This is a genomic window from Arthrobacter echini, assembly GCF_008107445.1.
In the GTDB taxonomy this organism is placed as follows: Bacteria; Actinomycetota; Actinomycetes; order Actinomycetales; family Micrococcaceae; genus Arthrobacter_D; species Arthrobacter_D echini_A.
On the sequence record NZ_VSLD01000002.1, the window covers coordinates 474,562 to 498,076 of the forward strand.

Below are 23,515 nucleotides of genomic sequence, written 5' to 3' on the forward strand. Positions count from 1 at the left end.
CCGTCATGTCCTCCTCCTTCGGCTTCGAGGCGATCGGCACGAGCTGGCGCGTGGACAGCGGCCGCGCCCTGCCTGCAGCACAGCGGTCGGAGCTCCTGCGCCTCGCCGAGGACTACGACGCCCTCTATTCGAGATTCCGCGCCGATTCCGGCATCACCAGGCTGGCGACGATCGGCGGCTCACTACCGCTGCCGCCGCACGGGGACGCTCTGGGCAGGCTGCTCCGTTCCCTGCACGAGCTCACGGACGGCGCGGTGTCACCGCTGATCGGTGAGCGACTCGCGGAGCAGGGGTACGACGCCGCGTACTCCTTCGTCCCGACGACGACCCCCTCCCCCGCCCGGGTCTGGGACGACCTCCTGGACTGGACGGCCGGAACGGTCACCGTGCGGGAGCCCGCACTGCTCGACGTCGGCGCCGCCGGCAAGGGCCAGCTCGTGGACCTGATGCTCGAGTACCTCGTGGCCGAAGGGCACGACGACGTGATCGTCGACGCGAGCGGCGACATGCGGCGCAGCGGACCCGGCTCGATCACCGTGGGTCTGGAACACCCCTTCGATCCCTCGCTGGCGATCGGCACGCTGGACCTCGGGACCGGCGCGCTGTGCGCCTCGGCGTCGAACCGACGTGTGTGGGGCGACGGACTGCACCACGTCATCGACGCCCGGACCGGGCGCTGCGTCGACACCGTCGTCGCCACCTGGGTCCTCGGAGCGGACGCCATGACCGCCGACGGCCTGTGCACCGCCCTGTTCTTCGCCGACCCCGCGGTACTCTCGCGGTCCTTCGACTTCGACTACGTCCTGATGTACTCGGACGGTCGTGCCCGTTACTCCGACCCCCTCCCAGGAGCCCTCTTCTCATGACCTCGTCGCTGGACGCCCTGCTGGGCCGGATCACCCTGTACCGGCTGATGCTGGCCCTGCTGCTGATCCTGGCTGCGGAGGCACTCCTGCTCTCCGTCACGGGCCTGCTCGCCTACACACCGGCGGAAATCGCCGCCACCCTCGCGGCCGCGGTCGGCGGCACGGTCATCGGCACGCGGCTCATGGCCCTGATCCTGCGACTGCGGCCGCATCAGGACTCCTCCCTCATCACCGGGCTCATCCTCTTCCTCATCATGTTCCCCTCCAGTACCGCGGCCGGACTGCTCGGGGTCCTCGCGGCAGGCGTGGCAGCGGGAGCATCGAAGCTCGTGCTGGCCTTCCGCGGCCGCCACATCTTCAATCCCGCTGCGGTGGGCGCCGTCGTCGCGACGTTGCTCGGCGTGGGCGCTGCGGCCTGGTGGGTCGCCAACGCCTACATGCTGCCCGTCGTCGCACTCGGGGCCCTCCTGATCCTCCACCGGATGCGCAAACTTTCCATGGGGGCCGTGTTCCTCGTCGTGGCGCTGGGGATCCTCGTCACCGGGCTGGTGCTCGGCGGTATGGCACCGCTGTCGGGTCTGCAGCTCGTCCTGACGTCGTACCCGGTCCTGTTCCTGCTCGGCTTCATGCTGACGGAGCCGCTCACGCTACCTCCGCTGCAGTGGCAGCAGTGGCTCTACGCGGCGATCGTCGCCGCCGTCTTCGCCCTCCAGCTCTCCGTCGGTCCGGTGTTCCTCGGCCCTGAGTTCGCCCTCGTCATCGGTAACGCCGTGGCCTTCGTGATGGGCCAGCGCCGGGGAGTGCGGCTGACCTTCTCCGGGTCACGGCAGCTCACGCCCACGAGTACGGAACTCGTGTTCGAGCCCTCGCGACCCGTGCGGTTCAGGGCGGGACAGTACATGGAGCTGGATCTGCCGCATCGGAGCACCGACAGCCGCGGGAGCCGTCGCGTCTTCAGTATCACCTCGGCGCCCCAGCGCACCGACGCCGTGACCTTCGGCCTGAGGACGTCGGAATCCGGGAGTTCCTTCAAGAAGGCCCTCCTGGATCTGCCGGCGAATGCGCACCTCACGGGCACGGTGGTCGGTGGCGATTTCCTCCTCCCGCGGGACACCTCGGTACCCCTGCTGCTGGCCGCCGGCGGCATCGGCGTCACGCCCTTCATCTCGCAGCTCCGCGACGTGGCGGCCGGGGGCGAGCAGCGCGACGCCGTCCTCGTGTACGTGGTGCGGGACGACGAGGAGATCGCGTTCCAGGACGAGCTGGTGGCGCTGGGAACCCGCGTGGTGCTGTTCAGCCCGGGCAGCCCCGATGCCCGACCCCTCCCGCAGGGCTGGGTCCGCGTCGGCGAGGCGGCGACCGCGGAGCTTCTCCTCGCTGCCGTGCCGGATCTGTCCGAGCGCAGGATCCTGGTCTCCGGGGCACCGCAGTTCATCCGGGACATCCGGCGTCAGGTCCGCACGGCGGGCGGATCGCGTGTGCGGACGGATGCCTTCCTCGGCTACTGACGACGGCGTCGTCGGCCACCTGACGTTTTCCCACCCATGCGGCACCTGCTAAGCTCGACGAGTCCCATTCGGGTACGGGATCAACCCCGTTTCCGCCTTCGTAGCTCAGGGGATAGAGCGTCTGCCTCCGGAGCAGAAGGTCGTAGGTTCGAATCCTATCGAGGGCACACAACGACTCACGGAGTCCACCGCCGTCGGCCCTTTGGCCGGCGGCGGATCTGTTTCCCTCCGGGACCCCGCGTGGTCCTCAACCCTTGGTGCCGCTCGCTCGGTCCCACCAGTCGCGGCTGGCTCGCGGGTACAGATGGCCCCGATCGGCCGACCCCACTATTCGCTGGTGAAGCGCGGGAACGAGCGGTCAATCCCACCGGAGCCAGCCGAACAACGGGATCGACGCCGACACCCCTCCCCCGATCCCACTATTCGCGGATGACAGGTGGGAACGAGCGGTTCATGTCCCCCAATCCCAGCATTCGCGGCTGGCTCGCGGGTACAGATGGTCCCGATCGGCCGACCCCACTATTCGCTGGTGAAGCGCGGGAACGAGCGGTCAATCCCACCGGAGCCAGCCGAACAACGGGATCGACGCCGACACCTCTCCCCCGATCCCACCGTTCGCGGGTGAAGCCTGGGAACGAGCGGTTCCGGTCGCTCGATCCCACCGAATTCGAGCGAACAACGGGATCGATGTGGGAGCCTTTTATCCGACCCCTTCCCATCCCGACAGGGCATGAGCGCCATGCCTCGATCGCTTCCCTCCCGTAGGACAGGAGAGGTACCACCAAGCGCCTTGCCGTGACACGATGACCCCCGAGGGGAGGATGCACCCATGGCAGACCCGGAACTGACCGAGGTCATGGCGGCGCTCCGCGCGCTCGAGGACCCGCGAGTGCGCGCCGTGAACGAGAAGCACGGCGACGATCACGCCGTTAATCTCGGCCAGGTGCGCAGCCTCGCGAAGCGGCTCGGACCTCGGCCGGAGCTGGCCCGCGAACTCTGGGCCACCGACGACAGCGCGGCGCAGCTCCTCGCCGTCCTCGTCTCCCGCCCGAAAGGACTCGACCGCCGGGAGCTCGACGCCATGCTGCGCCAGGCACGCACCCCGAAGGTGATCGACTGGCTCATCAACTACGTGGTCAAGAAGAGCCCGCACTCCGAGGAGCTCCGCCGGGCCTGGTTCGACGATTCTGACCCGACCGTGGCGAGTGCCGGCTGGACCCTGACGGCTGAACGAGTGAGGAAAAAGCCCGAGGGTATTGATCTTGCTGGCTTGCTCGATCTCATCGAGGCGCGCATGAAGACCGCACCGGACCGCCTCCAGTGGGCCATGAACGACTGTCTCGGCCACATCGGGATCGAGCACCCGGAGTTCCGCGCCCGCGCCGTGGACATCGGCGAGCGCCTGGAAGTCCTCAAGGACTATCCGACGCCGCCGAACTGTACGTCACCGTTCGCCCCCATCTGGATCGCGGAAATGGTGAGGCGACAGAAATCTTGAGAGCGCGCCAGTTCCGGGATCACGCCACAGCAATCCCGACCTGAACGTACGCAGGGCCGCAAGGCCGCAAGGCCGCAAGGCCGCAAGGCCGCAAGATGGCAAGGTACCAGGGCCGCAGGGAGGAACTGTTTTGGTAGGCTCCACAGATCGTGAGTCCGAAGGTCCGGACGGCCACCACCGGGGGGAAACGTGGGATCGAGACGCACCACACCCCGGGGCGAGAGAGACCGGAGTGAAGGGCACCGGGATGAAAGAGACCGGGGTGAAGGGCACCGGAGTGAAAAAGGCGACGGCATCGCGTCCCACGCCCGATCCGAACGACTCGTCCCCTACGTCCTCACCGTCGTCGTGCTCGTCCTCGCCGTCCTGGCGGCGGGCTCCATGGGCGAGCTGTCCGCCCGGCCGGTCGTCGATGCAGGCGCGGGAGCCGTGGAACCCACGAGTGTTCCCACCCCCTCCGCCGAGGCAGGTCCCGAACCACTGGTCGACGACGGCGACCGCCTCCGGATCGACCCGAGCGTGGCCGTGGCTGTAGCCCTGCTCCTGGTCATCGGGCTCCTCGCGCTGCTCGTGCGGTTCCTCCTGCGGCTGCGCGCCCGACCGCCGATCCGGGGCGGCAGCCTCGACAGCGCCCGGGTGCGCCCGCCCGGGATTCTCGAGCCCCTCGCCGAATCACTCCCCGCCTGGACCCGTGCCGCAGAGGACGAGTTGACCGGGAGCACCGACACCTCCGACGCCGTGATCCGCTGCTGGCTGGCCTTCGAGCAACTGTGCGCCGGGGCAGGGATACCCCGCGGGTCCACCCAGACGACGTCGGACTTCGCCGCCGCGGCCGCGCAGAGCCTCGACCTGCCGATGGATGCCGTGACCGCCCTCAACCGCCTCTACCAGCGGGCCCGCTTCGCGCGCGATCGGCGGGACGACCGCGAGGCCCTCGGTCCTGGTGATCGCGCGCTCGCGCTGCGGAGCGTCCGCCTGCTGGCAGCCTCCGTCCAGGACGGCGAGCGCCCGTGAAGGGCTCCGCCTGGGTCATCACGCTCGTCCTGACTGCTCTGGCGGTCGTTGCCGGCTGGTTCTTCGGTCTGGACCCGGCGCACGCCGTCGTGCTCGCCGGGGCCGGCCTCGCCGCAGGTATCGCGAACGGGGTGCTGGAGTCCGTCGACGCACCGCGCCCCGTACTGACCCCACTCCCCCAGCCCGTGCGCGGTCTGGCCGACCTCCAGGCCCTGGAGTTCTCGCTCTCCGCCTCCGAGCCCGGAATGCGTGCCATCCTCGAGCTCCACTCACTCGCCCGGGACGCGATCGCAGCCCGTGCCTCCGCACCGCGGACGACGGCGCTGAACACCTTCGCGGCCGGAACAGCACCCTCCGCACTCGGGCCGCGGGAACTCCGCACCCTCATCGACGACCTCGAGCGCCTCGTGCGCCACAACGACCAGACGGCACCCACCAGGAGAACCCTTGACGAGCCCTGACCCCCAGAACACCGGCATGGCCGTCGGTACCGACTTCCGCCCGGACGGCGCCCTCCCTGTGATCGCCGACGCCGCCCGCGCGGGCCACGAGGTCCTGGACCGCACCGGGACCGTGGTCGTGGGCGCCACCCAGCCCCTGCGCCTTGCCCTCGCAGCGGTCCTCGCGGGCGGACACGTCCTGTTCGAGGATCTTCCCGGCCTCGGCAAGACCCTGGCGGCCAAGACGCTCGCGCAGGCCCTGGGGCTGGACTTCCGGCGCCTGCAGTTCACCCCCGATCTGCTGCCCTCGGACGTCACGGGCTCGTCCATCTTCAATCCGGCCACGCGGGAGTTCGAGTTCAGACCCGGGCCCGTCTTCACGGGCCTGTTCCTCGCCGACGAGATCAACAGGACCTCGCCGAAGACACAGTCCGCCCTGCTGGAAGCCATGGCGGAGGGCCAGGTCTCGGCAGAGGGCACCACCCTGGTGCTCCGCCGTCCCTTCCACGTCTTCGCGACCTCCAATCCGATCGAGTTCGAAGGCACCTATCCGCTGCCGGAGGCCCAGCTGGACCGCTTCATGGTCCGCCTGCGCTTCGGTTACCCCGGTCCGGGTGGCGAACAGGAGATCATCACCCGGCGCATCGGACGACGCCGGGAGGCCACGGAGGTTGCGAGTGTCATCTCCGCCGACGGACTCCTGGCCCTGCAGGCAGCGGTCGAGGCCGTGGACGTGGATGAGGACGTCATCGACTACGCCGTACGCCTGACCGCCGGGACCCGCCATCATCCCGCGATCGAGGTGGGTGCCTCCCCCCGGGGATCCCAGGCCCTCATCCTGCTGGGCCGCGCCCTGGCCGTGCTCGACGGCCGCTCCTTCGTGCTCCCGGAGGACGTGAAGGAGTGTGCCGTCGCCGTCCTCGCCCATCGACTCACCCTGACACCGTCGTCCTGGGCGCAAGGCACCTCGACGGAGCAGGTGGTGACGGAGGTCCTGGCGCAGATTGCCACACCGACGACGGCGCCGCGTGGCTAACGGCGCCGAGACCGCCCGCTCGCCCGGCTGGGCGGTCGCGCTGATCATCGCGTTGGTCTGCATCGTCGCGGGTCTCGTCTCGGGCCGGCCGGAGACCGTGGCCCTCGCAGCGCCGTTCGCGCTCCTCGTCCTCTCCGGGCGATCCACGGTGGACGGCGCGCAGGAGCCCTCCGTCCGGATCGCTGCCGATCGGAGAATGGAGGGCAGCGGCAGGCTCCGGCTCCTGCTGACGTCCCTGCCTCCGGGAGGCGCCCACACCGCGGAAACTACCCGCGCAGAGCAGAGCGCGGCGGGGAACGCCCGGCCGGCATCATCGCTCGTCGCCGTCACCCTGGCCGCGCCCGCGTGCCCTGCCGACGCGCTGGTCCTGCGGGCCGACGAGGACTGCCCCCTGCTCGTGGACGTCCCGGGCTCCGGCGAGATCGCCGTGCTGTCCTACGGTTCCGCCGGATTCTCCGCCGACCTCATGATCACCACCGCCTTCGTCCCCGCACCGGCCGTCCGGGTGACCATCCTCCCGCAGCTCGGCGGGACCGTCGCACTGCCCGTCTCCAGGCGGTTGAGCGGCGTCACGGGCTCCCATACCTCCAGGCGGCCGGGTGAGGGCGGGGAGCTGAGGTCCATCGCACCGATGCAGCCCGGGGATCAGCTGCGGCGCATCGACTGGCGGGCCACGGCGCGGAGATCGGCGGACCAGGACAGACTGATGGTGCGGCGGAACTTCGCCGACGCCGAAGCATCCGTTCTCCTGATCATCGACCAGGGCCACGATCTGCCGGCCTCGACGGAGGACTGGTTCTCCTCGACAACGGATCTCACCGGGCAGGGCTCCCTGCACGTGGCCCGCACCGCAGCCGCCACCGTGGCGGCGTCGTACCTGGCCGCCGGGGACCGCGTGGGACTCGACGACCTCTCCGGGACGCGCCGAGCGCTCCGGACCGCCTCCGGTGGGCGACACCTCGAGCAGATCCGCACGCGCCTCGCCGGTACCGCCGTGGTCCCTCGGCGCCGGCGACGTCGGGATCCCGTCCCGCCGCAGGGCGCCGTCGTCCTCGTGTTCTCGGCGTTCCTCGATCCCGAACCGGCGCGTCTCCTGCGCCTCTGGCACGCGCAGGGACACGTGGTGGTCGGGGTCGACTGCGTGCCGCAGCTGGAGCGTACCGAGGCCTCGCCGGCGCAGGCGCTCACCGTGCGCCTGACCCTGGTGCGGCGTCGGCTGCTCCTCGAGAACCTGCGGGCCGAGGGCATACCCGTCCTCTCGGGCGCCGCTGCCCGGTCCGCTGCACCCCACACGACCTCACGCGACGCGCGCGGCCCGGGCCTTCCGGGCACCACAACCGACACGGAGGAGTTCGGCGCTGCACTGGACCTCGGGTCAGGGCTGCGGCTGCTGGCACGCCGTACCGGCCGGGGAGCCGGGCAAACCCCGGCACCGGGCACCACCCGGAGCCTCCCCTGATGGCCCGTACCGCGCAGCCACCCGGGGTGCGGGCCATACCCGGGCGGGCCGGTCTGATCCCGCTGTGGACGGTCCGCTGCGCCACCGCCCTGATCGGCGTCCTGCTCGGTGGTGTGGTCTGGGCCGGTTCCGCCTGGATCGCACTCCCGCTCGTCGTTGCGGTGGGCGCCGCGATCCTGCCCTCGACCGGCCTCGTCGCGCTCTCCCTCCTCCTGCTCGTGGTGTCCTATGCCGTGAACATGCCCGACGGATGGCCGTGGCTGCCGGTCTTCGTCGCGGGCCTCCACGCGCTCTTCATCCTCTACCTGCTGCTCCTGCCCCTCCCGCGTCACGGCTGGATCAGCATCCTCGCCCTGCGGGCCCTCGCCCTGCCCTATCTTCGTCTCCAGGCCCTCGCCCAGCCCGTCGCGTTCCTCGCGCTCCTCGTGGACGACGCCGGGTCCAACCTCGTCGTCGTCGTCGCGGGGGTCGCGGCCGTCAGCGGCTGGTCACTGTGGCTGGTGCGACGCCGGGCGCTCCGACAGGCGGACCGGGTGGTCGGGGGGACGAGCACCTAGACTGGGAGGCAACTATGGCACTGACAATCTCCTATCCCGCCGACCTCCCCGTCTCGGAACGCCGCACCGACATCATGGCCGCGATCGCCGCCAACCAGGTCACCATCATCGCCGGCGAGACCGGCTCGGGGAAGACCACGCAGATCCCCAAGATGTGCCTCGAACTCGGGCTCGCCGAGCACGGGCTGATCGGCCACACCCAGCCGCGCCGGCTCGCAGCCCGCACTGTCGCGGAGCGCATCGCCGAGGAACTGCAGGTGAGCCTCGGCGAGGAGGTGGGCTACCAGGTCCGCTTCACCGGTTCCGTGGGGCGGAAGACGAAACTCAAGCTGATGACCGACGGCATCCTGCTGGCCGAGATCCAGCACGACAGGATGCTGCGCAAGTACAGCACCATCATCATCGACGAGGCGCACGAGCGCAGCCTGAACATCGACTTCATCCTCGGATACCTCAAGCGCATCCTGCCGCAGCGCCCCGATCTGAAGGTCATCATCACCTCCGCCACCATCGACCCCGAGCGTTTCGCCGCGCACTTCGCGGCCGACGCCGCGGTCGCGGAGACCTCCCCTGCGCCGATCATCGAGGTCTCCGGCCGCACCTACCCCGTGGAGATCCGCTACCGTCCGCTGGACCAACCGCCGGGCGGGCTCGACGACGGCGATACAGCGAGCGGCGCGGACAGCGAGCTGGAGGAGGAGCGTGATCCGCTCGACGCCGTGTCCGACGCCGTCGACGAGCTGTGCGCGGAGGCCCCGGGGGACATCCTCGTGTTCTTCTCCGGCGAGCGCGAGATCCGCGACGCCGCCGAGGTGCTGCGCGCCCGCATCCAGTCGAGCGCACGCCTGCGCGGCACCGAGGTCCTCCCGCTGTTCGCCCGGCTCTCGCTGGAGGAACAGCACCGCGTCTTCCGCCCCACGGGGAACCACCGGCGCATCGTGCTCGCGACCAATGTGGCCGAGACGTCCCTGACGGTCCCCGGCATCAAGTACGTGATCGACACCGGGACGGCTCGTATCTCCCGCTACTCGCACCGCACCAAGGTGCAGCGCCTGCCGATCGAGCGCGTCTCGCAGGCCTCGGCGAACCAGCGTTCGGGCCGCAGCGGCCGTGTCTCGAGCGGCATCGCCATCCGCCTGTACTCGGAGGAGGACTTCGCCGCGCGGCGTCCGTTCACCGAACCCGAGATCCTGCGCACGTCCCTGGCCGCCGTCATCCTGCAGATGGCCGCCATGGGCGTCACCCGTGGGCCCAAGGACATCGCTGACTTCCCGTTCGTGGAGCCACCGGAGTCGAAGGCCATCAACGACGGCGTCACCCTCCTGCGCGAGCTCGGTGCCCTGAAGGACGACGGTGGTCTCTCCCCCGTGGGGCGGCAGCTCGCCCAGCTGCCCGTGGACCCGAGGCTCGGACGCATGATCGTCGAGGCCGGGACGCGGGGTGCCGTGAAGGAGGTGATGGTCCTCGCGGCCGCCCTGACCATCCAGGACCCGCGTGAGCGCCCGTCGGCGGACCAGCCCGCCAAGCAGCAGCAGGCAGCCGAGAAGCACAAGCGCTTCGTGGACGAGAACTCCGACTTCACGGCGTATCTGAATCTGTGGCGGTACCTCCAGCAGAAGCAGGACGAGCTCTCCTCCACCCAGTTCCGCAAGCTGTGCCGCACGGAGTTCATCAACTATCTGCGCGTACGGGAATGGCAGGACCTCTTCCAGCAGCTCCGCCAGCTCGCCAAGCCGCTCGGAATCACACTGCACTCGGGTCCCGTGGATCCCGTGGGCCTGCACGAGCAGATCCACATCAGCCTGCTCTCGGGCCTGCTGAGCCATATCGGCCTGTACGACCAGCGCAAGCGCGAGTACGCCGGAGCGCGCGGCACGCGCTTCGCGATCTTCCCGGGCTCCTCCCTGTTCAAGAAGTCCCCGGACTGGGTCATGGCGGCCGAACTCGTGGAGACGTCCCGGCTGTGGGCGCGCGTGGTGGCCCGCATCGATCCCCTGTGGGCCGAGCAGGTGGCTCCGCACCTGGTCAAGCGCTCCTACAGCGAGCCGCACTGGTCCCGGAAGATGGGCTCGGTCATGGCCTACGAGAAGGTCACGCTGTACGGGGTGCCGATCGTGCCGCAGCGGCGCATCAACTACGGGCGGATCGACCGCGAGGTGGCCCGCGAGCTCTTCATCCGCCACGCCCTTGTGGAGGGCGACTGGAAGACGCACCACACCTTCTTCAGCCGCAACCAGGCCCGCCTGGCCGAGGTGGAGGAGCTCGAGAACCGGCTCCGCCGCCGCGATCTGCGCGTGGACGACGAGACCCTGTTCGAGTTCTACGACCAGCGCATCGGCCCCGACGTGGTCTCGGAGCGGCACTTCGACACCTGGTGGAAGAAGGCGCGCCACGACCAGCCCGATCTGCTCGACTTCGACCCGGACCAGCTGCGCAGCGAGGACGCCGCCGATCTCGACGAGACGGCCTTCCCGAGCACGTGGCACCAGGCCGGGTTCGAGCTGCCGCTCACGTACGAGTTCTCACCGCTCACCCCGGAGGCGCACGACGGCGTCACGGTCACCATCCCCGTCCTGTTCCTCAACCAGCTCGACTCCAGGCCCTTCCGCTGGCAGATCCCCGGCCAGCGGGTGGAACTCGTCACGGCGCTCATCAAATCGCTGCCGAAGCAGGTGCGGAAGAACTTCGTCCCGGCCCCCGATGTGGCCCGCACCGCCGTCGCGGCCCTCGCGACCGACGCGGACCCTGCGCAGGACGATCTCGAGGCGTCCCTGGAACTCGTCCTGCGGCGCTCACGCGGTCACATCATCCCGCCGGGTTCCTGGAACTGGTCCGCCGTCCCGCAGCATCTGCTCATGATGTTCAGGGTGGTCGACGCCGACGGACGCGTCCTGGACGAATCCCGCGATCTGGAAGCACTCAAGGAGTCCCTCGCCCCCGCCGTCAGCCGGGCCATCGCGCTATCGCTCGGCGCCACCCCGGGCACCACGCATGGACCGGGATCCGCGGGGCGTGCGGGCTCGGGAACGACACGTGCCGGGACCGGTCCCGCGGGCCGGCAGGCGGGCGGGCGGAAGGACGGGCGCACCCAGGGCGGCCGGCAGGGCTCCGATCGCGGGTCGCGCACTGACGCGGCTCCGGCAGCCGGGCCCTCGGGCGCGGTGACACTGCCGGCGGGCGGTGTAGCCCTCGCGGAGGCTCCTGCCGTCGCTGAACGCACCGGCGAGAGGAGCTGGGTCTTCGGCACCGTGGAGCGCGAGGTCTCGCGCGCCGTCGCCGGTCATCGGGTCACGGGCTTCCCCGCGATCGTGGACGAGGGCACCTCGGTGGGTCTGCGGGTCCTGCCCACGGCCGGCGAGCAGGCCACCGTGATGCGCGCCGGTGTCATCAGGCTCCTGTCGCTGCGCATCCCGAGCCCCGCGAAGTACGTGCTGGAACACCTGAGCAACACGGAGAAGCTCACCTTCAGCCAGAATCCGCACGGGAGCGTCGCCGAGCTCATCGGCGACTGCACCCTCGCAGCGATCGACAAGCTCGTCCCGGCGGACCTGCCCTGGACCGAGGAGGCGTTCGACCAGCTGTACGAGGCGGTCCGCGCCGAACTCATCGACACCGTGTTCACCGTGACGGCAACCGTCGAGAAGGTGCTCTCGAGTACGCGGCGCATCCAGAAGCAGCTCAAGGGCACCACGAGCCTGGCGCTCATCTCGGCGCTGAACGACATCAGGAGTCAACTGGAGCACCTCGTGTACCCCGGCTTCGTGGCAGCGACAGGCTACGCGCAGCTCGCCCAGCTCCCCCGGTATCTCGCGGCGATCGAGATGAGACTGGAGAAGCTGCCCACGAACGTGCAGCGGGACGGGCTCGCCCTGGCCACGGTCCAGCGCCTCGAGGACGACTACGACGACGCCGTTGCCTCCCTCGCCGCCGGCCGCCACCGCCCCGAGGGCCTCCTCCGTGTGCGCTGGATGATCGAGGAACTGCGGGTCAGTCTCTTCGCGCAGGATCTCGGGACGGCCTACTCGGTGTCGGAGAAGCGGATCCGGACGGCGCTGAACGAGGCCCTCGCCGCAACAAGGTAGCCGGGCGGCTTGGATCAGTCCGAGACGTGCTCGCCGTGGCCCGCCTCGCGCAAAGCATCGCGCAGCGTCTGCGCGGCCTCGTCCAGCGCGGCCGGGTCGGGCGAGAGATCCACGCGCTTGACGTCGAAGTCCGCCGGTGACTGCGTGGGCCAGACGTGGACGTGGAGGTGGGGCACCTCGTACCCCTCCATGAGGACGCCCACGCGGCGTGCACCGTAGGCCTTTTCCTGGGCCTTGCCGATGGTCTGCGCCACGGCCATGACCTTCGAGAGCAGCTCGGGCTCGGCGTCGAGCCAGTGCTCGATCTCCCGCCGCGAGACCACCAGGGTATGGCCGGGCGTGATCGGCGCGATCGTCAGGAAAGCGACGACGTCGTCGTCCTGCCAGATGAACCGCCCCGGGATCTCACCCTCGATGATCTTCGTGAACATGGTCGCCATGGTTGCTCCTGCTGTGTCGGTCGGAGGGACACCTCGGGCCGGGCGTTCCGGCAGCGCGACGGCACCGCGCAGCGGCGGTGGTCCGGGGCGTCCTGGGTGCATCCTCCGACGCTACCGCGCCCGGACCCGGCGGACCAGTGGTGATCCGCCGGGCAGGCACGGGGTTGCACGGCCGGCTCAGGCGCCGGTGGCGACGGGCAACCCCTCGGTGGTGGACCACTGCGACCAGGACCCGGGGAACAGGGAGGCGCTGATACCCGCGATGTCCAGTGCGGCGATCTCGTGGGCGGCGGTGATGCCGGATCCGCAGTAGACCGCCACACGCCCCTGATCGGCGCCGAGCGCGCCGAATCGGCGGCGGAGATCGGCGGCGGGCCGGAAGCGCCGGTCCTGGCCGAGGTTCTCCATCGTGGGGGCGCTCACGGCGCCCGGGATGTGGCCGGCCTTCGGGTCCACGGGCTCCTGCTCCCCGCGGAAGCGTTCTCCCGCGCGGGCGTCGAGCAGGACGTCGACGGTCGCATCGTCGAGCAGGTCCGGGACCGCCACGACGGGCATGTGGCCGCTGGAGAGGGTCACGGAGCCCATGCAGTGCTGTTCCTCCCCGCCCTCGACCTCGAAGCCCGCGGCACGCCACGCCGTCAGGCCGCCGTCGAGCAGGCTGACGGAGTCGAAACCGGCGTCGCGCAGCAACCACCACAGGCGGGCGGCGGCAAGATTACCGGAATCGTCGTAGGCCACCACGGTGGAGTCGTCGTCGAGCCCCCACTGCCGGGCCGCTTCCTGGAGCGCGTCGGGGTCGGGCAGTGGATGCCGACCGATTCCGGGGCCGCCCGGGGCGCACAGCTGCGTCTCCAGGTCCACGTAGACGGCACCCGGGATGTGCGCTGCGCGGTAGTTCTCGTGGCCGTGGGCGTCGCCCAGCGCCCAGCGTACGTCGAGCAGGATCAGCTGCGCGCCGGAGGTCATCCGGTCCTGCAGTTCCTGCACATCCATCAGAGTCTTCATCGAGATCTCCTGTCGGAACGGGTGACCGGCACGTGAGGTCCTCCACGGCCGATCCTGATGGACGTCAGTCCACCACACCGGCGGGTGGACACCAAGCACTCCCTGTCCGGGCGACGCCGGGGCGGCGTGCGGCGGCCTTGTAGGCTGGCCCGATGGCCAGGTTCAGCTCCGCCGATCGATCGTGGTCCGACGACGCCGTGCGGCGGATCGAGGCCGACGGCAACAGATCGGCGGACACCCACCTGTTCTCCGTGCCGCTCCCGGAGCACTGGGGTGTGCAGGTCTACCTCAAGGACGAATCGACGCACCAGACCGGCAGTCTGAAGCACCGCCTGGCCCGGTCCCTGTTCCTGTTCGGGCTCGTCAACGGCTGGATCACGGAGGGGACCACCATAGTGGAGGCCTCCAGCGGCTCCACAGCGGTCTCCGAGGCGTACTTCGCGCAGCTGCTGGGACTCCCGTTCGTCGCCGTCATGACGGGCACCACGAGCCCGGAGAAGATCGCCCTGATCGAGCAGTACGGCGGCACGTGCCGCTTCGTCGCTCACGCCTCCGAGGTCTATGCCGAGGCCGAGGCCGTGGCGCGGGAGACCAGGGGCCACTACATGGACCAGTTCACGTTCGCCGAACGGGCCACGGACTGGCGGGGCAACAACAACATCGCCGAGTCCATCTTCGGGCAGCTCGCCCTCGAGCCGCATCCCCTTCCGGACTGGATCGTGGTCGGCGCCGGAACCGGCGGCACGAGCGCCACCATCGGCCGGTACGTGCGCTACCACCGTCACCCCACGCGCCTCGCCGTCGTCGACCCGGAGAACTCCGCCTTCTACCCGGCGTGGGCGGACCCGGGGTCCCGGCCCACCGGGCGCCCCTCGCGCATCGAGGGCATCGGCCGGCCGCGGCTCGAGCCGAGTTTCGTGCCGAGCGTGATCGACACCATGATCCGGGTACCCGACGCAGCGTCCGTCGCAGCGGCGCGTCACCTGCGCACCCTCACCGGTCTCCATGCCGGACCTTCCACCGGCACCAATCTCTGGGGGGTCTGGCAGCTGGTGGCCGATCTCGTGTCCGAGGGGCGCACGGGCAGCATCGTGTCGCTGATGTGCGATTCCGGTGACCGCTACGCGGCGACCTACGACGACGACGCCTGGCTCGCCGACCGCGGTCTGGACCCCTCCGGCCCGCTCACCGTGCTTCACGACTTCTTCGCGACCGGCGTGTGGCCGGCGGACAGCCCCGAGCACGGCACGGACGCCGGATGACGTCGCTGGGAGTCAGAGGTCAGAGATCGACGGACTCGCCCGTCGACAGGTGCTCGAAGCTCGTCCCGTACCGGGCCCCGAGCCGCGTGAGATGGCCTTCGACCAGCCCGAGTCCGACGTCGCTGAGCAGCGCCTCATGGAGCTGAAAGGCCCGTGGGGCGCGGACCGAGATCATGAAGTCGAGAACCTCCTCGAGCTTCGACCACGGCGCGTGCACGGGTATCAGCAGGGCCTCCACCTGGATGCCGTCCGGCACTGTGAAGGAGTCCCCCGGGTGGTACAGGGAGTCCTCGACCAGGTAGCCGACGTTGCCGGTGATGGGGATGAGCGGGTGGATCAGCGCATGCTGGTCGCCGAAGGTCCTCACGGCGAGACCGGCGGCGGAGAACTCCTCGCCGCCGCCCACCGCGTGGATGCGGTCCGCGGCGTCACCGACGGCCGAGCCGAGGGCGTCGATCGCCCCCTGCGGGGCCCAGAGCTCCACCGACGGATTCGCCGTGAGGAATGCGACCACGCGGTCCTGGTCGAGGTGGTCGGCGTGCTCATGCGTGACGAGGATGGCGGCGGCGCCGTCCAGGGCCTCGTCGAGCTCCGAGAAGGAACCCGGGTCGATGACGAGCACTACGCCGTCCTGTTCGAGGCGGACACAGGAATGGGTGAACTTGGTCAGCAGCATGGCCCCACCCTACCTGCGCCGACGCTGATAATCTTGACTCCTATCCAGGGCGGCAGAACGCCCACGGAAGGGCCGTGAGATGATCCCCGAGGCAGTACCCGACGTCGCAGCACGCGACTCCGAGGCCGCACCCACAGCCAGCCGGGGTTCCGGTCAGCGCGTGACGCGTCAGCGTCGGGCCGTCAGCGCAGCCCTCGACGATCTCGACGACTTCGTGAGCACGCAGGAACTGCATCGCGTGCTGCTCGATCGCGGCGCATCGGTCTCCCTCCCCACCGCCTACCGCATCCTCCAGTCCATGGCGGACGACGGCCTGGTCGACGTGCTGCGCAATGCCGACAATGAGGCCGTCTACCGGCGGTGCGCCGTGGAACATCATCACCATCACCTGCTGTGCACCGAGTGCGGCACGGCGGTGGAGATCGAGGCTCCCGCCGTCGAACAGTGGGCCGGACGCGTAGCCGCCGAGCACGGGTTCACCGACGCCGCGCACACGGTGGAGATCCAGGGTGTGTGCCCCGAGTGCACCGCGCGCCGCGCAGCTTCCTGAAGCCCGCGGTACCGTCACCCCGCGTGCCTTCCTCCGGGCCCGGAATCAGGCTGCAGGCGTGGTGACCGACGCGCGCGGGGTCCTGGTCGCGGAGACAGCTCCGCCTCGGCGCGCACCGATGGCCCGGCAGATCAGGTAGATGGCGAACGAGATCGTGGTGACGTAGGGACTGATGGGGATGCGCCCGCCGAGCGCCAGCAGGATCCCGCCCACCACGGAGATGCACGCGAAGGCGACGCTGAGGAGCACCACGCGGCCGGGCGCGGCAGTGATCCTCAGCGCCGCAGCCGCCGGGGTGATGAGCAGCGAGAGCACCAGCAGCGCCCCGACCACCTGGATGGACAGGGCCACGGCGACGCCCAGCAGCACCATGAACAGGACCGAGAGGCCACGTACGGGGACCCCGCGCGCCTCCGCCAGATCGGCGTCCGCGCTGGCGAACGTCAGCGGACGCCAGACAGCGGCCAGGGCGACGATCACGACGACGGCACTGCCGACCAGGAGATTGAGCTGTACGTCGTCCACAGAGACGATCTGGCCGGTGAGGAGGCCGAACTTGTTCGCGGCGCGGCCCTCGTAGAGGGAGAGGAAGAGGATGCCCAGCCCCAGGCCGAAGGGCATGACGACCCCGATGATCGAGTTCCGGTCCCGGGCCCTGATGCCCATCAGACCCAGGACGAGGGCCGCCAGGACGGAGCCCACGAGCGACCCGGCCACGACATTCGCCCCGACGAGCAGGGCGAAGGCCGCACCGGCGAAGGACAGCTCCGCGATGCCGTGCACGGCGAAGGCGAGATCACGCATCATGACGAAGACGCCGATGAGCCCGCCGAGGAGCCCGAGGACGGCCCCTGCCAGCAGCGAATTTCGTACGAGCGGCAGGAGTTCGGCGTAGTTGTCGAAGGTGAAGACGGCCCGGAGTGCGTCCTGGAGATCCATGGGTCAGACGCCTTCGTGATGGTGGGTGGGGGCGTCGGGCAACCCGACGACGATGATCCGGCCGTTGCTCTCGAGGACCTCCACCGGGCTGCCATACAGGTCGGAGAGCACCTCGGAGGTCATCACCTCCGCAGGGGTCCCCACACGGAACCTGCCGTCCGCCAGATAGAGGACCCGGTCCACGTAGTCGATCACGGGGTTGATCTCGTGGGTCACGAAGACCACGGCGCTGTTCTTCTCGTGGCACTGCCGGTCGATCAGACCACTCACCGCCTGCTGATGGTGCAGATCGAGCGAGAGCAGTGGCTCGTCGCACAGGAGCACGGCGGGGTCGGTCGCGAGGGCCTGCGCGGCTCGGAGCCGCTGCTGCTCCCCCCCGGACAGGAGCCCCACCGGTGTATCGGCATAGGACTGCGCACCGACATCCTCGAGGAGGGCTTCCACGCGGCGGGTGTAGTCCCTGGTCCTCAGTCGCAGGCCCCAGCGATGACCGTCCACACCGAGCCCCACGAGATCGCGCGCCCGGAGCGGGGTGTCCGGGGGGAAGGACTTCTGCTGCGGAATGTAGCCCAGCGCACGGGATCCGCGGGCTACGGGCCGGCCGTCGATGGCCGCTGTCCCCGCGTCGAGAGCCTGCAGACCCAGCAGCACCTTCAGGAGGCTCGTCTTGCCCGATCCGTTGGGTCCCAGGACCGCGAGGAACTCCCCCGGCATGACATCCAGGTCCAGGTCCTCCCACAGTGTGCGGCTGCCGAAGGACAGGGATGCCCCGCGCAGCCTGATGGCCGGCCGGACCGGTGCGCCCGTCGGCGTGGGTGCCTGCCCGGGAATGGTCGAGGTCATGCGTAACGGCTTCCTGTGGGTGGGGCTGTCGTGGGTGTCCTTCATCCGCTCAGGAATCGAGCGCCGCGGCGATGTCCGCCGTATTGGCGCTCATCCAGGACACATAGTCCTCACCGTCGGGCAGGGTCTCGCCGAAGTCCAGCACGGGGAGGTCCGCGTCCTCGGCGACTGAGCGGACCAGCTCGGTCTGCGAGCCCTCGGTCTGGTCGTTGTAGGCGAGGAACGCCAGGCTCCCCGAGGAGACGAGGGTGGTCATCTCCTCCATCGCTGAGACGGGGACATCCGTGCCTTCCTCGATGGCCTCCGTGAACCCGCCCGGCGTGACATTCTCGAGCCCGGCGGCCTCCAGCAGGTACACGGGGACGGGTTCAGTGACGGCCACCCGTCCGCCGTGTCCGTCGGCGGCGAGGGTGTCGAGCCGGTCCCGTACGGGTGCGAGATCCTCGACGAACGCCTCGGCGCGGCGGCGGTAGTCCTCCGCGTTCGGCTCGTCGAGCCGGGCGAGTTCGTCGGCGACGGCGCCGGCAAGATTCTCCATGGCGGGCAGGCTGTACCAGACGTGCTCGTTGGCGCCCGGCCCGCCGTCCTGCCCGAAGCCATCGAGCCCCGACACGGTGACGGCACTGAGCACGGAGCGGTCGGTGTCCTCGGCGAGGCGGGCCAGGAAGGGGTCATAACCGCCCCCGTTGTCGATGACCAGCTCGGCCTTGGAGACCGTGAGCTTGTCCTGCACGGTGGCCTCGTAGGAATGCGGATCCTGGCTGGGACCGTCCACGATCGATGTCACCTCGACCTCCGGGCCCCCGACGCGCTCGGCGATGTCACCGAAGACGTTGGTGGAGGTGACCACCGAGATGCGGCCGTCAGCCGACGAGTTCCCGGCGTCGGAGGCGTCGCCCCCGGCTCCGGAGCCGCACCCCGCGAGCGCGAGGATGGACGCCAGCAGCAGGGCGGGTCCTGTCGGACGACGGTACGGGGACATCGGAACCTCGATCAACCTAATGAGAACTGTTTGCAATAACAGTCCGAGCTTAGCCCATCGAGCAGGAGCGGCGCGCACGCGCCGCTCGTCACCTCACCGACTCGTGCGCGCCGCCGGCACTCCCGTTCCTTCGAGCCCCCTGGTTCTGGGTCGCATCCCGGATCTCCCCGATCAGCTGCTCGATGACGTCCTCGAGGAAGAGGACCCCGCGCGTCGCACCGTCCGGACCCAGCACGCGCGCCAGATGTGATCCGGTGGCCTGCATGACCGACAGGGCGTCCTCGATCGCGTCGTCGACCGCGAGATTGGCGAGGGTGCGCACCTTGTTCTCCGTGATGGGCCTGCGGTAGACGGCCTGCGGCAGGGACATGATGTCCTTCAGGTGCATGTACCCCGTCAGGTTGCCGTGCTCGTCCACCATGACGAACCGCGAGAACCCGGTACGTCCCACGGCCCGCTCGAAGTCCTCCGGCGTCGCGTCGGTGCGGACCGTCACGAGCTCGCCGAGGGGGACCATGGTCGTCTCGGCGGTCTGCCCCGAGAACTCGAGGGCCCCCGAGATGAGGCCGGACTCGTCGTCCACAAGGCCGCTCTTGGTGGACTCCTCCACGATCGACTGAACCTCCTCCAGCGTGTAGGTCGAGGACAGCTCACTCTTGGGTTCCACCCTGAGGGCCCGCAGGATGTGGTTGGCCGTCCAGTTCAGGGAGCTGATCACGGGATTGACCGCACGCGCGATCATCACGAGTGGCGGAGCCAGTACGAGTGCGGCCTTGTCCGCCACGGACACCGAGATGTTCTTCGGCACCATCTCGCCGAAGGTCACGTGGAGGAAGGTCACCAGGATCAGAGCCAGCGCGAAGGCGATACCGCCGGCGAGCGCCACCGGGACACCGACCGCCTCGAGTGGGAGGACGAAGAGGTGATGGATGGCAGGTTCTGCGACCTGCAGGATCAGCAGGGAGCAGACGGTGATGCCCAGCTGGGCGCAGGCGAGCATGAGCGAGACGTGCTCCATGGCCCACAGCGTGGTCTTCGCCCGCTTCGACCCCTCGTCGGCGAGCGGTTCGATCTGGCTCCGGCGCGCGGACATGATCGCGAATTCGGCGCCCACGAAGAAGGCGTTGCCGAGGAGCAGCACCACCAGCCACAGGATTCCTGCCCAGTCACTCATCGCTCACTCCTGATGGCCGTGCTGCCCGCGAAGGCGGACCGGGATGGGTGCTCCATGGGAGGGGCGTCCTGCGGAACGGCCTCGTGCTCGGCGACGACCATGTGGTCCGCCTCGGTGTCTTCTGCCCGGGGTGCCGGCCTGAACTGGATCCGATCGATACGGCGGCCGTCCATGCGTTCCACGGTCAGCATTCCCGTCGGCAGTTCCACGGTGTCACCGGGTTCGGCGATCCGCCCCAGCTCGGCCATCATGAATCCACCGACCGTCTCGTACCCGGCCTCGTCCGGGACATCGCTGCCGGGGATCTGCACCGACACCTCGTCGGGGCGCATGAGCCCCGGGAAGAACCAGTCCCCCGCGGCGCTCTGCAGCACACCGGGTGTGGAGGTGTCGTGCTCGTCCGCGACCTCGCCCACGATCTCCTCGACGAGGTCCTCGAGCGTGACCACGCCGGCGGTGCCGCCGTACTCGTCGAGCACCACGGCCAGCTGGAGATTGGCCTCGCGCAGTTCGCTCAGGAGGGAGTCCAGGTGCACGGTCTCGGGGACCCGCAGGACGTCGGTCAGGATGGTGCCGGCCGGCAGCTCGGCGCGCTTGTGCCGGGGTACGGCCACGGCCTTCTTCACGTGGACCACTCCGCGAATGTCGTCGGCGGATTCACCGAGCAGCGGGAACCGGGAGAAGCCGGTGCGGCGTGCGGCGTCGACGACGTCGGCCACGGTCTGGTCCGAGTCAATGGCCTCCATCCGGTTGCGCGGGGTCATGACATCGGCCGCGGTCTGCTCCGAGAAGCTGAACGTGCGGGCCAGGAAGTTCGCGGTGCCCTGGTCGAGAGTGCCCATCTCCGCCGAGCGGCGGACCAGGGAGGACAGCTCCGATGCCGTCCTGGCGCCCGAGATCTCCTCCTTCGCCTCGAAACCGAAGATGTTGAGGACCCGGTTCGAGAAGCCGTTGAGCACGACGATCGCCGGCTTGAAGACCGCCGTGAACATGAGTTGCGGCCGGGCCAGTGCGCGGCCCACCTGGAACGGCAGCGCGATCGAGAGATTCTTGGGGACCAGTTCGCCCATGAGCATGGAGAGCAGGGTGGCCAGGACCATCGCGATGACGAGCGACGCCGAGGTGATGAGCGCGTCCGACAGTCCGAGGGCGGCCAGCGGGGTCTCGAGCAGGCTGCCCACCGAGGGCTCCATGACATACCCGGTGAGCAGCGTGGTCAGGGTGATACCGAGCTGGCAGCTCGAGAGCTGGGTCGACAGGGACTTGAGGCAACGCAGGAGGGGTTCGGCCCGGGTGTCGCCCTCATCGACGGCCCGCTGCACATAGGTCTGGTCGAGCGCCACGAGGGCGAATTCGACGGCCACGAAGAAGCCGGTCCCGAGGATGAGCACGAGGCCGGCGGCCAGATAGATCCATTCCACCGCTACTGGCCTTCCCTCTGGATGCCGGGAAGGACCGGCGGCCCGTGTCTGAGGGGGTCCGCTGCGTCGGTGGGCAGAAGCGCCTGGTCCGGGGCGGATCCGAGCGGCCGGCTCGCGTCGGACGTCGGGAGCGCAGGGGCGGGGGCTGGGGGGTTGCCGGCGAGGAGCCGGCTCCTAGAAGGACTGTCCATAAGACGGCCAGTTTACCGGTTCGGACACCGCGAAGCCTACGGATCGCTCAGCGGCGACGCGCCGGACGCCACCACGGCACGGACCGGCGTCACCAGCTCTGCTGCAGCGGCCGTCCCTCCTCGTACCCGGCCGCCGACTGCACGCCCACGAGTGCGCGCTCCCGGAAATCCTGCAGCGAGGTGGCCCCGGCGTACGTCATGGAGCTGCGCACACCGGCCGTGATCAGGTCCACGAGATCCTCCACCCCGGGGCGGGCCGGGTCGAGGTACATCCTCGACGTGGAGATCCCCTCCTCGAACAACGACTTCCGGGCACGGGCGAAGACGTCCTCGCGCTGCGTCCGGTTCTGCACGGCCCGGGCGGAGGCCATGCCGAAACTCTCCTTGTACCTGCGGCCGTCGTTGTCCGTCTGGAGGTCCCCCGGGCTCTCGAAGGTGCCGGCGAACCAGGAACCGATCATCACCTGCGATGCGCCGGCGGCCAGTGCGAGGGCGACGTCGCGCGGGTACCGTACGCCGCCGTCGGCCCACACATGGGCGCCCAGCTCGGCGGCGACCTGCGCGCACTCGTGGACGGCCGAGAACTGCGGACGACCCACGGCGGTCATCATCCGCGTGGTGCACATGGCACCCGGGCCCACGCCCACCTTGACGATCGAGGCACCGGCCGCGACCAGATCGCGGACGCCGTCGGCGCTGACCACGTTGCCGGCGACGATCGGCACCGCCGGGTCGAGCCCGCGGACGACGGCGAGCGCGTCCAGCATCTTGCGCTGGTGGCCGTGCGCGGTATCCACCACGAGCACGTCGACGCCGGCCTCGAGCAGGGCCTCCGCCTTCGCGCCGACATCGCCGTTGATCCCGACGGCGGCGGCGACCCGAAGGCCCCCGGCCGCGTCCACAGCGGGCGTGTAGATGGTGGAGCGGAGCGCACCCGTGCGCGTTATGACGCCCACCAGGACGCCGTCGCGCACCACCGGCGCCAGGGGCACCCGGGCCCGGTCCAGCTCCTCGAAGGCCCGCTGCAGGGCCTGCGCCCCGTCGGCGTCGAACAGGGACGCCTCGATGGCGGCGGGAGCCGGGCGCATCACTGCGTCGAGGGAGGCGAAGCGGTCCACCCCCTCGCAGTCCTCGGCGCCCACCACGCCCACGCACGTACCGGACCCGTCGACCACGAGTACAGCGCCGTGCGCGCGCTTGTGCATGAGGTGGAGCGCGTCGATCACGGTGTGGTGCGGCTCCAGCCTCAGGGGTGTCTCGAAGACCGGGTGCCTGCCCTTGACCCACGAGGTGACCTCCGCGATCACCTCGGTCGGGACGTCCTGCGGCAGGACGCCGATACCACCGCGCCGCGCGATGGTCTCCACCATGCGCCGCCCGGTCACCGCCGTCATGTTGGACACGACGAGCGGGATCGTGGTGCCGCTGCCGTCGTCCGAGGAGAGGTCCACATCGAAACGGGAGACCACCTCCGAGGCCGAGGGCACGAGGAACACGTCGGAGTACGTGAGATCGGTGGTGGGCGGGGTGATGAAGCGCATGGATCTCCCTGGTCTGGAGCCGGTCGGACAG

Annotated in this window: 20 protein-coding genes and 1 tRNA gene; 12 read left to right on the top strand and 9 right to left on the bottom strand. The window is 69.9% G+C overall.

The features are described from left to right. The first annotated feature begins 5 nt into the window (after positions 1-5). The 10 genes from FQ377_RS06835 to hrpA all read left to right on the top strand — a co-directional run bounded on the left by FQ377_RS06835 (position 6) and on the right by hrpA (position 12,460). On the top strand, positions 6-866 hold the full coding sequence (locus tag FQ377_RS06835; protein ID WP_148600474.1) for an FAD:protein FMN transferase: 861 nt from the start codon (positions 6-8) through the stop codon (positions 864-866). Next, positions 863-2,374, top strand: coding sequence for an FAD-dependent oxidoreductase (locus FQ377_RS06840; RefSeq protein ID WP_148600475.1), 1,512 nt, complete (start codon positions 863-865; stop codon positions 2,372-2,374). The genes FQ377_RS06835 and FQ377_RS06840 overlap by 4 nt, the downstream gene beginning before the upstream one ends. Before the next feature lie 94 nt (positions 2,375-2,468). Continuing rightward, positions 2,469-2,541: transfer RNA gene (locus FQ377_RS06845), tRNA-Arg, on the top strand. Positions 2,542-3,203: 662 nt separating this feature from the next. After that, entirely contained in the window at positions 3,204-3,872 is a 669-nt protein-coding gene (locus FQ377_RS06850; protein WP_148600476.1) for a DNA alkylation repair protein, read from the top strand. Positions 3,873-4,220: 348 nt separating this feature from the next. Further along, positions 4,221-4,886 carry a DUF4129 domain-containing protein gene (locus FQ377_RS06855; protein ID WP_148600477.1) on the top strand — a complete coding sequence of 222 codons (666 nt, stop codon included), beginning with the start codon at positions 4,221-4,223 and terminating at the stop codon, positions 4,884-4,886. Next, positions 4,883-5,347 (top strand): hypothetical protein, encoded by a 465-nt coding sequence (locus tag FQ377_RS06860; RefSeq protein WP_148600478.1) that lies wholly within the window; start codon positions 4,883-4,885, stop codon positions 5,345-5,347. Before FQ377_RS06855 ends, FQ377_RS06860 begins: the two co-directional genes overlap by 4 nt. Before the next feature lie 16 nt (positions 5,348-5,363). Then, complete coding sequence (locus FQ377_RS06865; protein ID WP_148600562.1) at positions 5,364-6,362, top strand: AAA family ATPase; 999 nt, start codon at positions 5,364-5,366, stop codon at positions 6,360-6,362. After that, positions 6,355-7,821 carry a DUF58 domain-containing protein gene (locus tag FQ377_RS06870; RefSeq protein WP_148600479.1) on the top strand — a complete coding sequence of 489 codons (1,467 nt, stop codon included), beginning with the start codon at positions 6,355-6,357 and terminating at the stop codon, positions 7,819-7,821. Before FQ377_RS06865 ends, FQ377_RS06870 begins: the two co-directional genes overlap by 8 nt. Further along, the gene (locus FQ377_RS06875; RefSeq protein ID WP_148600480.1) at positions 7,821-8,378 is read left to right on the top strand and encodes a hypothetical protein; all 558 of its coding nucleotides are present in this window, start codon (positions 7,821-7,823) and stop codon (positions 8,376-8,378) included. The genes FQ377_RS06870 and FQ377_RS06875 overlap by 1 nt, the downstream gene beginning before the upstream one ends. A 14-nt stretch (positions 8,379-8,392) precedes the next feature. Beyond that, positions 8,393-12,460: an ATP-dependent RNA helicase HrpA gene (hrpA, locus tag FQ377_RS06880; RefSeq protein WP_148600481.1), complete on the top strand. Its 4,068-nt coding sequence runs from the start codon at positions 8,393-8,395 to the stop codon at positions 12,458-12,460. A 14-nt stretch (positions 12,461-12,474) separates the two neighbouring features. On the opposite strand, the gene FQ377_RS06885 is transcribed toward hrpA, so the two are convergent. Both FQ377_RS06885 and FQ377_RS06890 read right to left on the bottom strand, forming a co-directional pair. After that, on the bottom strand, positions 12,475-12,900 hold the full coding sequence (locus FQ377_RS06885; RefSeq protein WP_148600482.1) for an HIT family protein: 426 nt from the start codon (positions 12,898-12,900) through the stop codon (positions 12,475-12,477). A 177-nt stretch (positions 12,901-13,077) separates the two neighbouring features. Continuing rightward, positions 13,078-13,905 carry a sulfurtransferase gene (locus tag FQ377_RS06890; protein ID WP_148600483.1) on the bottom strand — a complete coding sequence of 276 codons (828 nt, stop codon included), beginning with the start codon at positions 13,903-13,905 and terminating at the stop codon, positions 13,078-13,080. A gap of 152 nt (positions 13,906-14,057) precedes the next feature. Here FQ377_RS06890 and FQ377_RS06895 point away from each other — a divergent pair, with 152 nt between their 5' ends. Beyond that, entirely contained in the window at positions 14,058-15,167 is a 1,110-nt protein-coding gene (locus tag FQ377_RS06895; RefSeq protein ID WP_148600484.1) for a PLP-dependent cysteine synthase family protein, read from the top strand. Between the two features lie 19 nt (positions 15,168-15,186). Here FQ377_RS06895 and FQ377_RS06900 read toward each other — a convergent pair whose 3' ends face one another. Then, complete coding sequence (locus FQ377_RS06900) at positions 15,187-15,843, bottom strand: MBL fold metallo-hydrolase (protein WP_148600485.1); 657 nt, start codon at positions 15,841-15,843, stop codon at positions 15,187-15,189. A 79-nt stretch (positions 15,844-15,922) separates the two neighbouring features. On the opposite strand from FQ377_RS06900, the gene FQ377_RS06905 reads away from it, so the two are divergent. After that, complete coding sequence (locus FQ377_RS06905) at positions 15,923-16,393, top strand: Fur family transcriptional regulator (RefSeq protein ID WP_148600486.1); 471 nt, start codon at positions 15,923-15,925, stop codon at positions 16,391-16,393. A gap of 45 nt (positions 16,394-16,438) precedes the next feature. Here the strand turns inward: FQ377_RS06905 and FQ377_RS06910 are convergent, their stop codons facing one another. From FQ377_RS06910 to guaB1, 6 genes are all read right to left on the bottom strand, one after another. Beyond that, positions 16,439-17,332, bottom strand: coding sequence for a metal ABC transporter permease (locus tag FQ377_RS06910; protein ID WP_148600487.1), 894 nt, complete (start codon positions 17,330-17,332; stop codon positions 16,439-16,441). A 3-nt stretch (positions 17,333-17,335) separates the two neighbouring features. After that, complete coding sequence (locus FQ377_RS06915; RefSeq protein WP_187393274.1) at positions 17,336-18,175, bottom strand: metal ABC transporter ATP-binding protein; 840 nt, start codon at positions 18,173-18,175, stop codon at positions 17,336-17,338. Positions 18,176-18,224: 49 nt separating this feature from the next. Further along, on the bottom strand, positions 18,225-19,157 hold the full coding sequence (locus FQ377_RS06920) for a metal ABC transporter solute-binding protein, Zn/Mn family (RefSeq protein WP_148600488.1): 933 nt from the start codon (positions 19,155-19,157) through the stop codon (positions 18,225-18,227). An 88-nt stretch (positions 19,158-19,245) separates the two neighbouring features. Then, the gene (locus FQ377_RS06925; RefSeq protein ID WP_148600489.1) at positions 19,246-20,331 is read right to left on the bottom strand and encodes a hemolysin family protein; all 1,086 of its coding nucleotides are present in this window, start codon (positions 20,329-20,331) and stop codon (positions 19,246-19,248) included. Then, positions 20,328-21,752, bottom strand: coding sequence for a hemolysin family protein (locus FQ377_RS06930; RefSeq protein ID WP_148600490.1), 1,425 nt, complete (start codon positions 21,750-21,752; stop codon positions 20,328-20,330). The genes FQ377_RS06925 and FQ377_RS06930 overlap by 4 nt, the downstream gene beginning before the upstream one ends. A gap of 280 nt (positions 21,753-22,032) precedes the next feature. Then, the gene (gene guaB1, locus FQ377_RS06935; RefSeq protein ID WP_148600491.1) at positions 22,033-23,484 is read right to left on the bottom strand and encodes a GMP reductase; all 1,452 of its coding nucleotides are present in this window, start codon (positions 23,482-23,484) and stop codon (positions 22,033-22,035) included. Positions 23,485-23,515: the final 31 nt, after the last annotated feature.

Coding starts and splice junctions, on each gene's coding strand:
- FQ377_RS06835 (WP_148600474.1), top strand. CDS start 6: ATGTCCTCCTCCTTCGGCTTCGAGGCGATCGGCACGAGCTGGCGCGTG.
- FQ377_RS06840 (WP_148600475.1), top strand. CDS start 863: ATGACCTCGTCGCTGGACGCCCTGCTGGGCCGGATCACCCTGTACCGG.
- FQ377_RS06850 (WP_148600476.1), top strand. CDS start 3,204: ATGGCAGACCCGGAACTGACCGAGGTCATGGCGGCGCTCCGCGCGCTC.
- FQ377_RS06865 (WP_148600562.1), top strand. CDS start 5,364: ATGGCCGTCGGTACCGACTTCCGCCCGGACGGCGCCCTCCCTGTGATC.
- FQ377_RS06875 (WP_148600480.1), top strand. CDS start 7,821: ATGGCCCGTACCGCGCAGCCACCCGGGGTGCGGGCCATACCCGGGCGG.
- hrpA (WP_148600481.1), top strand. CDS start 8,393: ATGGCACTGACAATCTCCTATCCCGCCGACCTCCCCGTCTCGGAACGC.
- FQ377_RS06885 (WP_148600482.1), bottom strand. CDS start 12,900: ATGGCGACCATGTTCACGAAGATCATCGAGGGTGAGATCCCGGGGCGG.
- FQ377_RS06890 (WP_148600483.1), bottom strand. CDS start 13,905: ATGAAGACTCTGATGGATGTGCAGGAACTGCAGGACCGGATGACCTCC.
- FQ377_RS06895 (WP_148600484.1), top strand. CDS start 14,058: ATGGCCAGGTTCAGCTCCGCCGATCGATCGTGGTCCGACGACGCCGTG.
- FQ377_RS06900 (WP_148600485.1), bottom strand. CDS start 15,843: ATGCTGCTGACCAAGTTCACCCATTCCTGTGTCCGCCTCGAACAGGAC.
- FQ377_RS06905 (WP_148600486.1), top strand. CDS start 15,923: ATGATCCCCGAGGCAGTACCCGACGTCGCAGCACGCGACTCCGAGGCC.
- FQ377_RS06910 (WP_148600487.1), bottom strand. CDS start 17,332: ATGGATCTCCAGGACGCACTCCGGGCCGTCTTCACCTTCGACAACTAC.
- FQ377_RS06915 (WP_187393274.1), bottom strand. CDS start 18,175: ATGACCTCGACCATTCCCGGGCAGGCACCCACGCCGACGGGCGCACCG.
- FQ377_RS06920 (WP_148600488.1), bottom strand. CDS start 19,157: ATGTCCCCGTACCGTCGTCCGACAGGACCCGCCCTGCTGCTGGCGTCC.
- FQ377_RS06925 (WP_148600489.1), bottom strand. CDS start 20,331: ATGAGTGACTGGGCAGGAATCCTGTGGCTGGTGGTGCTGCTCCTCGGC.
- guaB1 (WP_148600491.1), bottom strand. CDS start 23,484: ATGCGCTTCATCACCCCGCCCACCACCGATCTCACGTACTCCGACGTG.